Annotated in this window: 10 protein-coding genes and 1 other RNA gene; 8 read left to right on the top strand and 3 right to left on the bottom strand. The window is 67.3% G+C overall.

What is annotated here, in order from left to right; translation table 11 throughout:
- Window positions 1–33: 33 nt before the first annotated feature.
- A complete protein-coding gene (gene dkgB, locus U5N23_RS25355; RefSeq protein WP_322595457.1) occupies window positions 34–846 on the top strand; it encodes a 2,5-didehydrogluconate reductase DkgB in 813 nt (270 codons plus the stop codon).
- Between the two features lie 9 nt (window positions 847–855).
- Here the strand turns inward: dkgB and U5N23_RS25360 are convergent, their stop codons facing one another.
- Window positions 856–1,725: a LysR substrate-binding domain-containing protein gene (locus tag U5N23_RS25360; RefSeq protein ID WP_322595458.1), complete on the bottom strand. Its 870-nt coding sequence runs from the start codon at window positions 1,723–1,725 to the stop codon at window positions 856–858.
- A gap of 99 nt (window positions 1,726–1,824) precedes the next feature.
- On the opposite strand from U5N23_RS25360, the gene U5N23_RS25365 reads away from it, so the two are divergent.
- The 6 genes from U5N23_RS25365 to U5N23_RS25390 all read left to right on the top strand — a co-directional run bounded on the left by U5N23_RS25365 (window position 1,825) and on the right by U5N23_RS25390 (window position 8,758).
- Window positions 1,825–2,787, top strand: coding sequence for a tripartite tricarboxylate transporter substrate binding protein (locus U5N23_RS25365; RefSeq protein ID WP_322595459.1), 963 nt, complete (start codon window positions 1,825–1,827; stop codon window positions 2,785–2,787).
- Window positions 2,788–2,880: 93 nt separating this feature from the next.
- The gene (locus U5N23_RS25370; protein WP_322595460.1) at window positions 2,881–3,633 is read left to right on the top strand and encodes an Asp/Glu racemase; all 753 of its coding nucleotides are present in this window, start codon (window positions 2,881–2,883) and stop codon (window positions 3,631–3,633) included.
- Between the two features lie 73 nt (window positions 3,634–3,706).
- Window positions 3,707–5,374 carry an MBL fold metallo-hydrolase gene (locus U5N23_RS25375; protein ID WP_322595461.1) on the top strand — a complete coding sequence of 556 codons (1,668 nt, stop codon included), beginning with the start codon at window positions 3,707–3,709 and terminating at the stop codon, window positions 5,372–5,374.
- On the top strand, window positions 5,367–6,155 hold the full coding sequence (locus tag U5N23_RS25380; protein WP_322595462.1) for an rRNA pseudouridine synthase: 789 nt from the start codon (window positions 5,367–5,369) through the stop codon (window positions 6,153–6,155). The genes U5N23_RS25375 and U5N23_RS25380 overlap by 8 nt, the downstream gene beginning before the upstream one ends.
- A 102-nt stretch (window positions 6,156–6,257) precedes the next feature.
- The gene (locus U5N23_RS25385; RefSeq protein ID WP_322595463.1) at window positions 6,258–7,523 is read left to right on the top strand and encodes a YjgN family protein; all 1,266 of its coding nucleotides are present in this window, start codon (window positions 6,258–6,260) and stop codon (window positions 7,521–7,523) included.
- Window positions 7,523–8,758, top strand: coding sequence for a M48 family metallopeptidase (locus U5N23_RS25390; RefSeq protein ID WP_322595464.1), 1,236 nt, complete (start codon window positions 7,523–7,525; stop codon window positions 8,756–8,758). Before U5N23_RS25385 ends, U5N23_RS25390 begins: the two co-directional genes overlap by 1 nt.
- Window positions 8,759–8,831: 73 nt before the next feature.
- Here U5N23_RS25390 and rnpB read toward each other — a convergent pair.
- Together rnpB and rtcR are read right to left on the bottom strand one after the other, a co-directional pair.
- Window positions 8,832–9,281, bottom strand: an RNA gene (gene rnpB, locus U5N23_RS25395) — RNase P RNA component class A.
- Window positions 9,282–9,291: 10 nt separating this feature from the next.
- Window positions 9,292–10,920 (bottom strand): RNA repair transcriptional activator RtcR, encoded by a 1,629-nt coding sequence (gene rtcR, locus U5N23_RS25400; RefSeq protein ID WP_322595465.1) that lies wholly within the window; start codon window positions 10,918–10,920, stop codon window positions 9,292–9,294.
- Between the two features lie 203 nt (window positions 10,921–11,123).
- On the opposite strand from rtcR, the gene U5N23_RS25405 reads away from it, so the two are divergent.
- Window positions 11,124–12,677: an RNA-binding protein gene (locus U5N23_RS25405; RefSeq protein ID WP_322595466.1), complete on the top strand. Its 1,554-nt coding sequence runs from the start codon at window positions 11,124–11,126 to the stop codon at window positions 12,675–12,677.
- Window positions 12,678–13,135 lie beyond the last annotated feature (458 nt).

Here is a 13,135-nt window from a genome sequence, read left to right on the forward strand (position 1 = left end):
TTTTCCCTGCACATCCACACGGAGTCTTTCTTCATGCATTCTTCTTCCATCCCCGCCTTCGGCCTGGGCACCTTCCGCCTCAAGGACCAGGTCGTCATCGAGTCGGTGCGCAACGCGCTCGACCTGGGTTACCGCGCCATCGACACCGCGCAAATCTACGGCAACGAGGCCGAGGTCGGCCAGGCCATTGCCGAAAGCGGCGTGCCACGCAGCGCGCTGTTCATCACCACCAAGGTCTGGACCGAGAACCTGGCGGCGGACAAGCTCATCCCCAGCCTCAAGGACAGCCTCGCCAAGCTGCGAACCGAGCAGGTGGACCTGGCGCTGATCCACTGGCCCTCCCCGAGGGGTACCGTGCCCGTGGCCGAGTACATGGGCGCCTTGGCCGAAGCCAAGGCCCAGGGCCTGGCGCGGCAGATCGGCGTCTCCAACTTCACCGTGGCGCTGATGCGAGAGGCCATTGCCGCCGTGGGCGCGGGCGCCATCGCCACCAACCAGGTCGAGCTGCACCCCTACCTGCAAAACCGCAGCGTGGCCGACTTCGCGAGAAGCCAGGGCATCCCCATCACTTCGTACATGACGCTCGCCTACGGCAAGGTGCTGAACGACCCGGTGATCGAAGCCATTGCCCGTGCGCATGGTGCCACCACGGCCCAGGTGGCCCTGGCCTGGGCGCTGCAACTGGGCTATGCGGTCATCCCTTCGTCCACCCGGCGCGAGAACCTGGCCAGCAACCTCAAGGCGCAGCAGCTGCGCCTTACCGATGCCGATATGGCGCAGATCGCTGCACTGGAACGTGGCGGCCGCCTGGTCGATCCCGAAGGCCTTGCCCCTGCCTGGGATTGACCGATCCTCTCAGCCGGCCACCACGCGCACAAAGGCCGGCACCACGCCCAGGGCATCGTCGCGCCGCTGCAGTGCATGCACATCGGCACGCGGTGCCTTGGCCCCCAGGGTCTTGAGCACCACGCGGGCGCCGAACAGGCTGCCGAGCGACGACGGCACCAGCGCCACGCCCAGCCCTGCGGCCACCAGGCTCAGCAAGGCCGCCAGTTCCACCGTGGTCTGCGCCACCCGGGGCGCAAAGCCGGCCTGCACGCAGCACTGCACCATGTGCTCGGCATGGGCCGAGGAGTCGCGGCGCAGCATCACGAAGGCTTCGCTGCGCAGGTCCTTCAAGGCCAGCGCCCTGCGCGCCGCCAGCGGGTGGCCGGGCGGCAGGACCGCCACCACGGGGTCGGGCCACAGCAGGGTACTGGAGAGCTGGTCGTCGTTGACCGCCGTGCGCGAGATGCCCACGTCGATGCGCTTGTCGCGCAGGGCCGCCTGCTGCAGCGAGGGCTGCATCTCGTGCAGCACCACGTCCACGCCCGGGTGGCTGTTCCGATAGCGCGCCAGCGCTGCCGGAAACGGCCCGAGGAAGTGCGAGCCCGACAGCCCCACCTCGATGCGCCCCGCCTGCCCCTGGCCGATGGCCGCCACGCGCTGGCGCGCCGTGTCCAGCCGCTCCAGCACCGCGCGCGCATCGACCAGGTAGGCCTGGCCGGCCAGCGTCAGCTCCACGCGCCGGCTGGTGCGCACGAACAACTGGGCGCCCAGCTCCGCCTCCAGCTGGGCGATCTGCAGGCTCAGCGGCGGCTGCGAGACATGCAGGCGCTGCGCGGCGCGCGTGAAGCTCAGCTCTTCGGCCAGGGCGATGAAGTAACGCAGGTGCCGCAGTTCCATTGATACTTCTCAAGTCTTGATCAAGACCAACAATATATTGGACTGCTGGTTCGCTTGTTTCCACAATACCCTGACTACAACATCCAGGCGGAGACAAACATGACGATCAAGCACAGCCTGCTGGCTGCCACGCTGGCCCTTTCGGGTCTGGCCTCGGCGCAGGACAACTTCCCCAGCAAGGCCATCACGCTCACGGTGCCCAACCCGCCCGGCGGTGTGGTGGACACCTCGGCCCGGTTGCTCAACGAACCCCTGGCGCGCGTGCTCGGCCAGCCGGTGGTGATCGACAACAAGGCTGGCGGCAGCGGCAACGTGGCCTATGGCGCCGTGGCCCGCGCCAAGGCCGATGGCTACAACCTGCTGATCTCGTACTCGGCCTACCACGTGGGCAACCCGGCATTGACCCCCAGCCTGCCCTGGGAGGCCAAGGATTTCGCCCCCGTGGCCCTGCTCACCGTGGCCACCAACGTGATCGCGGCCCACCCCTCGGTGCCCGGCAACAACCTCAAGGAGTTCATCGCGTACCTCAAGGCGAACCCCGGCAAGGTCAACTACGCATCGCAAGGCAATGGCTCGCTCTCGCACATCGGCACCGAAATCTTCAAGCAGCAGAGCGGCACCTTCATGACCCACATCCCCTACCGCGGCTCGGGCCCGGCCGTGGCCGACGTGCTGGCCGGCCAGGTGCAGGTGTTCATCACCACGCCGCCCTCGGTCATGCAGCATGTGGTGAGCGGCAAGCTCAAGGCCTTTGCCGTGACGGGCACCAAGCGCCACCCCGGCCTGCCCAATGTGCCGACGGTGGCCGAGGCCGGCATGCCCGACTTCAAGCTCGAAGCCTGGGTGGGCCTGTTCGCCCCGGCGGCCACGCCACCGGCGGTGATCGCCAAGCTCACGGCCGATGTGAAGAAGGCGCTGGAGATGCCCGAGACGCGCCAGCGCGCCGACGCGGCCGGCATCGAACTGCGCTACCTCGCGCCCGAGGCGCTGGGTGAGCTGGTGAAGACCGAGACCGCCTACTGGGCCAAGACCATCAAGGGCGCCGGCATCAAGGCCGACTGACCCGCCAGCCTCCTACCCCTGCGTGATCCCATTCCCGGCGCCTCGCGCGCCGGGCAGGGCAGCGCTTTGCCCATTTTTCCCTGAAAGACCGCCATGCAACGCACCTACCGCATCGGGCAGATCGTGCCCAGCTCCAACACCACCATGGAGACCGAGATCCCCGCCATGCTGCGCGCCCGCGAGCAGGTGCTGCCCGAGCGTTTCAGCTTCCATGCCAGCCGCATGCGCATGCAGAAGGTCACCCAGGAAGAGCTGGCCGCCATGGACCGCGACTCCGACCGTTGCGCGCTGGAACTGTCGGACGGGAAGATGGACGTGATGGGCTATGCCTGCCTGGTGGCCATCATGAGCATGGGCCTGGGCTACCACCGCACGTCCGAAAAGCGGCTGCACGAGGTCACGGTGGCCAACGGCAAGCCCGCCCCCGTGGTGTCGAGCGCCGGCGCGCTGGTCGAAGGCCTGAAGGCCATGGGCGCGAAGAAGGTCTCGGTGCTGACCCCTTACATGAAGCCGCTCACCCAGCTGGTGGTGGACTACATCGAGCACGAGGGCATTGCCGTGCACGACAGCCTGTCACTGGAGATCGCCGACAACCTGGAGGTGGGCGCACAGGACCCTGCTGCCCCGGCGCAGATCGTGCAGCGCCTGGACACGCATGGCGTGGACGTGGTGGTGATCTCGGCCTGCGTGCAGATGCCCTCGCTGGCTTCGGTGCAGGTGGCGCAAGACCGGTTGGGCATCCCCGTGGTGTCGGCGGCGGCGTGCACCACCTGGGCCATGCTCAGGCGCCTGGGGCTGGAGACCCGGGTGCCCGATGCCGGCGCCCTGCTCTCGGGCAAGTACTGATCCGCGGGAAAGCCCCGCGCTTTCCTGCATGACGCGCTCGGCAGGCTGCGGGTCAAAGCCGGATAATGGCCCCATGCCCCGCATCAGCCAGCAACTCCATCCCCACCGCGAACCCGTACCCACCCGCCTGGCCGCCACCGTGCTGCTGCTGCGCGACGCCGAGGGCGACGGGGCGCTGGAAGTGCTGATGACGCGGCGCTCGCCCAACGCGAGCTTTGCCCCAGGGGCCTACGTCTTCCCGGGCGGCGGCATCGATGCGCTCGATGCCCAATCGCACGCCGCAGCGGACCGCCGCCCTGCCCAGAGCGACCTGCACCTGACCCAGGCGATCGCCGCCATCCGCGAGAGCTTCGAGGAACTGGGCGTGCTGCTGGCGCGCCACGCCGATGGCCGCATGGCCGATGCCGCCGACATTGCCGCGCTGGACCGCAGCGCGCCCTTTGCCGCGCAGTGCGAAGCCCGGGGCCTGCGCCTGGCGGCCGACAGCGTCTACCTGCTGGCCTACTGGACGGCCGACCGCGACCTGCCGCGCCGCTTCGAGGTGCCCTTCCTGGCCGCACGCATGCCCGAAGGCCAGACCCCGGTGGCCGACGAGGCCGAGCAGTTCGAGCCCGTGTGGGTGCGTCCGGCCGATGCGCTGGCGCGGCACGAGGCAGGCCAGTTCTTCATGATCTTCCCAACCATCCGCACACTGCAGCGGCTGGCGAAGTTCAAGAACACCGACGCCGTGCTCGCCGCCCTGGCCAGCGAACAGCCCCTGTGGGTGAGCTGCCCGCGCGCCGGCCTGCTGGCCGGCAAGGAAGCGCGCTACATGGAAGACGAGATGCCCTTCGGCGAACTGGCGCTGGTCTGCCCCGACGGGCAGATCGTGCACCCGCTCGACTGGCAGACCGACCACCCCGTGCCGCTGCTGAAGAACGTGCAGCGCCTCACAGCCCCCAACTCGGGCGTGATGACCGGCCCGGGCACCAACAGCTACCTGGTGGGCGACCCGGCCACGGGTTATATCGCCATCGACCCCGGCCCGGCCGACCCCGAGCACCTGGAGAAGCTCTGGCGCGCCGCCGGTGGCGACATCCGCGCCATCGTCTGCACGCACTCGCACCCCGACCACTCCCCCGGCGCCGCGCCGCTGCAGGCGCTGTGCGTGCAGGCCGGCCAGCCAGCGCCCCCCATCCTGGGCCTGCGCTCGGCCCCCACGGCCCGCGTGGCCAGCGCCTTCACGCCCGAGCGCGAGCTGGCCCATGGCGAGCGCCTGGTGCTGTCCGCCCCGGTGGCCGATGCCACCACCAGCCACACCCTGCAGGTGATCCACACTCCCGGCCATGCGGCCAACCACCTGTGCCTGCTGCTGGAGGAGGACGGCCTGCTGTTCAGCGGCGACCACATCCTCAATGGCAGCACCACCGTGGTGGACCCGCCCGACGGCAACATGGCCGACTACCTCGATTCGCTGGACGCACTGGATGCGGCCTGCGAAGCCCATGGCGTGCACTTCATCCTGCCCGCGCACGGCTATGTGCTGGGCGAGGCGCGCAGCGCGATTGCCCGCCTCAAGGCCCACCGCCTGGCACGCGAGGCCAAGGTGCTGGCCGCCATGCAGGCCCTGCCCCAGGGCAGCATGGACGACTGGGTGCGCCACGCCTACGACGATGTGCCCCCGCGCATGTGGCCCGTGGCCCAGCGATCGCTGCTCGCCCACGTAGAACGCATCCGCGCCATGGAACCCGGTAATGACTGAAAAAAACCCTGAAGCCGGCCATGTGCGCCTGGCCAAGCGCGTGGCCGAGCAGCTCAACTGCTCGCGCAGCACGGCCGAGCAATTCATCGAGGGCGGCTTCGTGAGCGTGGAGGGCGCCGTGGTCGAGGCGCCCGGCGCGCGCGTGGCACTGCACCAGAGCGTGACCGTAGACCCCGACGCGAGCCTGCTGGAGCTCACCCCCGTCACCCTGCTGCTGCACAAGCCCGCCGGATTCGAGGCGGGCCTTGGCGCGCCGGGCCAGGCGGGCGCCGCCCATGCGAGCCGCAGCCAGGGCGCGACGCCCGCTGTGACGCTGCTCGCCTTGGCTTCGCACCTGCCCGAGGACGCCTCGGGCATTCGCGTGCTGCAGCGCCATTTCCGCCAGCTCGAATGCTTCACCCCGCTGCCCACCGAGGCCAGCGGCCTGGTGGTCTATACACAGGACAAGCGCATTGCGCGCAAGCTGGCCGAGGACATCGAATCGCTGGAGCAGGAGTGCATCGTGGAGGTGGCCGGCGAGATTGCCCCCAACGGCCTGCAACGGCTGTGCCACGGCCTGTCCTTCAACGGGCGCGCCCTGCCCCCCATCAAGGTGAGCTGGCAGAACGAGACGCGGCTGCGCTTTGCGCTCAAGGGCATCCGCCCGGGGCAGATTCCTGCCATGTGCGAGGCCGTGGGCCTGCGCGTGGTGGCGATCAAGCGCATCCGCATCGGCCGCGTCCCGCTGGCCAAGGTGCCCGAAGGCCAGTGGCGCTACCTGCAGCCCTGGGAGCGTTTCTGAACGTTCATTTTTAGCTATCAATAAATGAGCAATCACCATTTCGAGGGATGGTGATCCGCCGCAGGCCGCTGATACACTGCCCGCCATAACAGGAGGGAGTCCATGGACCATCAGCAATCAGGGGCAGGAGCGGCGCCCGTCTCGAACTTCGCGCAGGAGATCGGTGCGCATCCGCTCGAATTCACCGGCAGCGGTGGCGAATACTTCCGGGTGTGGATCGTCAACGTGCTGCTGACCATCCTCACCCTGGGCTTCTACACCCCCTGGGCGCGCCGGCGCACTGCGCAGTATTTCTATGGCCATACCCTGGTGGCGGGCAGTCCACTCGAATTCACGGCGCAGCAGCGCCGGATGGTGATGGGCTTCGTCATGCTGGTGATGATCACCATCGCCTACAACATTGCCGTCAACACCGGGCAGGACACGGCGGTCTCGCTCTTCCTGCTTGCCGGCGCCCTGCTGGCCCCGTTCATCTGGGGCAGTGCCATGCGCTTTCGCCTGGGCTCCACGCGCTGGCGTGGCCTGCGCCTGCAGTTCACGGCCTCCTGGCGCGAGGTGTATGTGGCCAGCTGGCCCGTGTTCGCCATCGCCCTGGTGTGGATCGGGGTGTTCTTCGGCATCCAGTACCTCGCGCCCGAATCGGCCGGGGCGCTGCAGGAACTGGCGGCCGACGACAGCGGCGAGGCCGACCTGCCGACCATGACCGCCGCCATCTGGGGCCTGCTGGTGCTGGGCCTGCTGCTGTCGGTGCTGTGCTTCATCCGCCTCGAATACAACTACAAGAGCCTGCTGGTGCTGCGCGCCCAGGTGGGGGACGAATCCGGTCGCTGGAAACCCGTGTACCTGGATTTCATCAAGGTCTGGGCGGCCACGGTGGCCGTGTTCCTGTTGTTCGTGGTGGGCATCTCGGCGGGGCTGGCGGTGCTGGCCGGGGGGTCGTTTGCGCTCTTCGCCGGCCTGAAGGACAAATGGGGCGCGCTGATTCTTGTGGTCTTCGCAGTGGCGTTCATCGCAGGGGTCTTCCTGCTGTTCCTGGCCTCGGCACCCGCGCGCGCCTACCGCGAGGCGCGCATGTTCCAGCTCATGTGGGACAACATCGGCCTGAGCCAGGTGGCGCGCTTCAAGTGCCAACTGCGCACGGGCCGCTACGTGCTGCTGCGCATCAAGAACCTGTTCCTGACCCTGCTCACGCTGGGCCTGTACCGGCCGTTCGCGCGGGTCAGCGAGTACCGCATGAAGGTCGAATCCGTCACCTTGCACGTCAAGGGCAGCGTGGACCAGGTGACCGGTGCCATGGTGCGCCAGCAGCAGCAGGGCGGCATCGGCGATGCGCTGGCCGATGCGGCCGGGCTGGACCTGATCGGTTGATGGCCTCAGCCACATCCCCCGCTGCAGCACCCGCCGGCACCCTGGTGCCCGGACGCTGGTTCGATGGCCTGAGCAGCCAGGCCAGGCCGGTGCTCGTGGGCCTGCAGCCCACCCCCAAGGGCCCGTCGCTGGCGCTGCACCCGCTGTCACAGCCCGGCGCGGCCCCGGCGGTGTTCACCTGGAGCGAGGTGGGCTGGCCCGAGGCCTGGAGCGAGCGACGCCCGCAGCAGCGGGTGGTGGTGGACCTGCGCGACCACGGCAGCCTGGAAATCGACGCCGTGGCCCAGTGGCACGCCGCTCTGGCCGAAGCGGGTGCCCGCCCCAGCCTGGCCGAGCGCATGCAGACGCGCTGGCCCGTGCTGCTCGGCGTCACAGTGGTCGCCGTCGTCGGGCTGACCCTGTTCTACCGCTACGGCACGCCCTGGGCGGCCACGGAACTCACGCGCTTCGTCCCCCTGTCCTGGGAAACCAGCGTGGCCAGCAATGTGCTCACGCAGATGGACAAGGGCACGCTCAAGCCGAGCAAGCTGCCCCAGGAGCGCCAGGCCGCACTGAAGGCACGCTTCGACACGCTGGTGCAAGCCTTGCCCACCCAGTTGCAGCGCTACCCGGGCTACGCCCCCACCTACACGCTGTCGTTCCGCTCCGGCATGGGGGCGAATGCCTTCGCCCTGCCCGGCGGCACGGTGGTGATGACCGATGGCCTGGCCAAGACGGCAGAGAAAAAGGGGCTCAGCGACGACGCCCTCGTCGGCGTGCTGGCGCATGAGATCGGCCACGTGGCCCACCGCCACACCACGCGCATGGTGGTGCAGCAGGGCGTGCTGCAGATGGGCATGGGCCTGGCGCTGGGCGACGTGTCGGGCATCGTCTCCACCGGCGCATCGGTGCTCACCGGCCTGGCCTACAGCCGCAACCACGAGCGCGAGGCCGACTGCTTTGCGATCGCGCTCATGGGCCATGCGAAGCTACCCACGGCGCCCATGGGCAAGCTGCTGCTGGCCATTGCGCAGGACGAAGACGACGAGGAAAAAGCGGCCAGGAAGAAGGCCGCCACCGCCGCCAAGGAAGGCGCCAGCGCACCGGCCGAGGGCTCTGCATCCACCACAGCAGAACCCAAGGCACCGGAGGCACTGGGCCCCGTGTGGTCCTTGCTCAGCAGCCACCCCGACACCGTGGAGCGCGCCACCGAACTGGAACAAGGGCATGCCTTGCATTGCCCCAAGCCTGGCTGATCAGCGTGTCGCCTGCACAGGGCAGGCCTGCGCAGCATTGACAACTGCCGTCGCCGCGGATTTGAATTCAAAAGTGTGAAGCGCGCCGATAAGCCGGATTCTGTGCACCGCAGTTGCCCGCGGCGTGACCGCCATTACTCTGGGCCGGGTGTCGCCACCACGGCTCGATGCTACCTACCCGCCAACTCTGCGGAACCACATCAACGTTGGCCTACTTGGTATTGCTGCGCGTAGAGATTGCCCGTTTCACCCCAAACAGGCTGCGGGCATGCCCGCTGCCTGTTTGGGGTGGCTGTTCGGACCTGGCTTTCGCCAGGTTCGGACAGCTCTCGCTGTCCTCTCGCCAGCTTGCGCTGGCGCCTCACAGAACACCTCGTACAGGCACCTGTCTAGACTCGTCTCTGTTGCTCTGATCCTCACCTCGCGGTGGGCAGCCGTTAGCTGCTACGCTGTCCTGTGCAGTCCGGACGTTCCTCCAGTGCCTGGTTTCCCAGATTGCACCAGCGGCGGTCTGGCGCGCTTCACGAGATGGATTATCGTTCACCGCCGCTGGCCCGCTCCCAAGTGAGGCCAAAACGGCCCAGGTATTTGCGCAGTCGGTCCGCATCGTTGACCACCGTGCGCTGCGCGCGCGAGGCCTGGAACAACTGCCGCCCCGCATCGGACAGGGTGCGCGCCTGGCGGCACACGCGCAGCACGGCGGCCAGTTGAAGCTGGTCGAACAGGTCCATGGCGTGCAGGGCTTCTTCACCCAACAGGGCACGCAGATCGATCGCATCGGCAGCCCGCGCGCCTGAGAGCCCATCGCGCGCATCCCTGGCCGGCTGCCACAGCCACTGCAGGCGCGCGATCTCGGCCTCCACCAGCGGCAGGCCGATGCGGCCGCTGTCGGCCAGCGTGGCCAGGCGCGTGGCACTGGCCGAGAGGTCGCGGAAGTTGCCGCTCCACAGCGCATCGGCCGACTGGGCGTAGCGCAGGTAGGCGCTGCGCGCCTCGGCCGAGAGCCGAACCGTGCGGCCCAGCTCCGTGCCGGTGCGCGCCAGCAGGTGATCGAGGTTGGGCTCGATGTCCTCGGGGCGCTGGGCCAGGCCCGGCAACTGGTAGCTCCAGAGGTTGATGCGCGCATACAGGTCTTCGCGGAAGCGCCCGGCCGCCACTTCGGTGCGCAGGTCGCGGTTGGTGCCGGCGATCAGCTCGAAATCACTGGCCACCTCACGGTCGCTGCCCATGGGGTAAAAGCGCTTTTCCTCCACTGCCTTGAGCAGCATGGCCTGCTCATCCAGGCCCAGCTCGCCGATCTCGTCGAGAAACAGCACGCCCTTGTGCGCCGTGCGCAACAGGCCTGCGCGGTCGGCCGCTGCGCCCGTGAAGGCGCCCTTCTTGTGGCCGAACAGCGTGGACGCGGCCCCGTCGCCATGCAGGGTGGCGCAATTGACCTCCACGAACTCACCCTCCACCTGGTGGCGCGCCTTCTTGAGCTCGTACATGCGCCGCGCCAGGTGCGACTTGCCCGCGCCCGTGGGCCCGGTGAACAAAATGGGCGCGCGCGAGCGCACCGCCACGCGCTCCACCTCGTCGATCAGCGCGTTGAAGCGCGCATTGCGCGTGGCGATGCCGCTCTTGAGGAAGTCCACCGCATCGCGCTGCTCGGCGCCGAAGCGCTGGGCGATGACGTCGTAGCGCGACAGGTCCAGGTCGATCAGCGCATAGCTGCCCGCGTCGCCCATCTGCTGGCGCCTGGGCGGCGAGGTCTGCGCCAGCACGCCGGGAATGCGCCGCGACTCCACCAGCAGAAACAGGCAGATCTGCGCCACGTGCGTGCCGGTGGTGATGTGGGTCCAGTACTCCTCGCGCTCGGTGTCGAAGCGGTAGGCCTGCGTCCAGTCGAACAGTCTGGCGTAGACCTCGCCGAAATCCCAGGGGTCGGCGATCTCCATGGGCACCAGCCGCACCGTGGTCTCGGGCGAGGCGGTGGCGATGTCGTTGCGCACCTGGTGCGCCAGCTCCTGGTGGGCCGGCGTGTACAGCAGCTCCATGCGGTGCACCACCATGTCCTCGTGCTGCACCAGCGACACGGTGGGTCGCCACTTCTCCCAGCGCCCTGCGCCCTTGCCGGAATCGAGCTGGGTACCGATGAAGCCCATCACCACAACACTCTTCATGGATAGATTACTAGCTCAAAAAATAATTTTTGATTCTACACACTCAATCAATCAGACAGTACCAATCAGAAAAATTCGAAAATTTCCCAATCAAATCAATTACTTGGAAATTTCCTCACCTTACCACCCGCGAGCTGGCACACGCATTGCAACAACAGTACCGAGACCGAGATCAAAAAAAGACAACATCAGAGGAGTTCAACATGGTCAACACCCAACTGTTCCAGACGCTGCGCGGCACGCTGATGCCCACCGCCAACGCACTGAACGAAGCCGGCGGCGCGGCCTTTCTGCCATCGCCCAAGCACCAACTGGCTCAGTTGGCCGCCACGGGCTGCCTGAACAACACCTTCTACACCAAGGCCGAAAGTCAACTCGACACCGTTCTGTCCCTGGCCAGCGAGGTGGATCCTGTGTTCGTGGCCAAGACTGCGGTGTATGCACGTCGCGCTGGCCATATGAAGGACATGCCGGCGCTATTGGCCGCCTCGCTGGCCCAGCGTGACGTGGGACTGCTGACGCAGGTGTTTGGCCGTGTGATCGACAACGGCAAGATGCTGCGCAACTTCGTGCAGATGCTGCGCTCTGGAGCGGTGGGTCGAAAGTCGCTGGGAACCCGCCCGAAGAAGCTGGTGCAGCAGTGGCTGCTGTCGGCGACCGAAGCGCAGTTGCTGAACGCATCGGTGGGTACCACGCCGTCGCTGGCGGATGTGGTGAAGATGGTTCACCCCAAGCCTGCCGAAGCATGGCGCGCAGCCTGGTTTGCCTGGCTGATCGGCCGTCCCTACGACACGGCAGCCCTGCCGCCGCTGACGCAGTCCTTCGAGCGCTACAAGCGCGACCGGGCCGCCGAGGTGCCGGACGTCCCCTTCCAGATGCTGACCGCTCTGGACCTGGATACGCAGGCTTGGGCACGCATCGCAGAGCGAGGCTCGTGGCAGATGGTGCGCCAGAACCTGAACACCTTTGCCCGCCACGGCGTGCTCGCACTGCCCGGGGTGGCAGATGCGGTGGCCGCGAAGCTGCGCGATCCGCAGGCCGTGGCCAAGGCACGGGTACTGCCGTACCAGTTGATGGCGGCCTACACCGCTGCCGGCCCTGAGGTGCCGACGGTGGTGAAGGAAGCGTTGCAGGATGCGATGGAACTGGCACTCGCCAACGTACCGCAGTTCGCGGGCCGTGTGGTGGTCTGCCCCGACGTGTCCGGCTCCATGGGCTCGCCAGTCACGGGCTACCGCAAGGGCGCCACGACGGCGGTGCGCTGCATCGACGTTGCAGCCCTGGTGGCTGCTGCGGTCTTGCGCAAGAACGCCGATGCCCGTGTGCTGCCGTTCGAAACGAAGGTGGTTTCACTGCAGCTCAATCCGCGGGACTCGGTGATGACCAATGCGTCCAAGCTGGCTGCGATTGGCGGCGGCGGGACTGCATGCAGCGCTCCGTTGGCCTTGCTGAACCAGGAGAAGGCACGCGCCGATCTGGTGGTGCTGGTGTCCGACAACGAGTCGTGGGCCGATACGGCACGTGGCCGCTCGACGGCAACGATGCAGGAATGGGCCCAGTTCAAGTCGCGCAATCCGGCGGCACGGCTCGTGTGCATCGATATCCAGCCCTGTGCGACCACCCAGGCGCAGGAGCGCGCCGATGTGCTGAACATCGGCGGCTTCAGCGACGAAGTGTTCACCCTGCTGGCCCTGTATGCGGCTGGCGGGCTGGGCGCTGACCACTGGGTGGGAGTGATCGAGGAAACCGCGATCTGAAGTGAGAGGGAGCCGCAGACCAGCGTCTGCGGCTCCCGATTCGGAGGAACGATTGAACGTCGTCGTTCGGCGAATGCAGGTGTGACTACATCCAAAGCCAGTCACACCAACCGTTTGTCGCCGAACGGGGACCCAGGTTATGTGCGAATGCAGGCAGGACTACATCTGGTTGGACCGGGGTTCGAATCCCAGCGCCGCTTCGGTGGCGTGGTCGATGTCTTGCCGTTCTTGTCGCATTGCTTTTTGCAGCGAATGCTGGTGGAACTACAGACTATTAATCTCGGGGTCGCAGGTTCGAATCCTGCCGGCTGCAAAGCCGTAGCTCAGTGGATAGAGCACGTAAAACGTTTCACCGATCTTGTCGCTGCTCTTCATCATCCGAGAAGTTTGGCGTTTCTTTGACGAATGCAGATGGAACTACTGTGTCGCGGGTTCGATCCCCGTCCGCAGCCTGACAA

The organism is Acidovorax sp. (genome assembly GCF_034519795.1).
Taxonomy (GTDB): domain Bacteria; phylum Pseudomonadota; class Gammaproteobacteria; order Burkholderiales; family Burkholderiaceae_C; genus Acidovorax.

Bases quoted from the DNA above. Each gene is read 5' to 3' on its own strand.
- dkgB (WP_322595457.1), top strand. From the start codon at position 34: ATGCATTCTTCTTCCATCCCCGCCTTCGGCCTGGGCACCTTCCGCCTC.
- U5N23_RS25360 (WP_322595458.1), bottom strand. From the start codon at position 1,725: ATGGAACTGCGGCACCTGCGTTACTTCATCGCCCTGGCCGAAGAGCTG.
- U5N23_RS25365 (WP_322595459.1), top strand. From the start codon at position 1,825: ATGACGATCAAGCACAGCCTGCTGGCTGCCACGCTGGCCCTTTCGGGT.
- U5N23_RS25370 (WP_322595460.1), top strand. From the start codon at position 2,881: ATGCAACGCACCTACCGCATCGGGCAGATCGTGCCCAGCTCCAACACC.
- U5N23_RS25375 (WP_322595461.1), top strand. From the start codon at position 3,707: ATGCCCCGCATCAGCCAGCAACTCCATCCCCACCGCGAACCCGTACCC.
- U5N23_RS25380 (WP_322595462.1), top strand. From the start codon at position 5,367: ATGACTGAAAAAAACCCTGAAGCCGGCCATGTGCGCCTGGCCAAGCGC.
- U5N23_RS25385 (WP_322595463.1), top strand. From the start codon at position 6,258: ATGGACCATCAGCAATCAGGGGCAGGAGCGGCGCCCGTCTCGAACTTC.
- U5N23_RS25390 (WP_322595464.1), top strand. From the start codon at position 7,523: ATGGCCTCAGCCACATCCCCCGCTGCAGCACCCGCCGGCACCCTGGTG.
- rtcR (WP_322595465.1), bottom strand. From the start codon at position 10,920: ATGAAGAGTGTTGTGGTGATGGGCTTCATCGGTACCCAGCTCGATTCC.
- U5N23_RS25405 (WP_322595466.1), top strand. From the start codon at position 11,124: ATGGTCAACACCCAACTGTTCCAGACGCTGCGCGGCACGCTGATGCCC.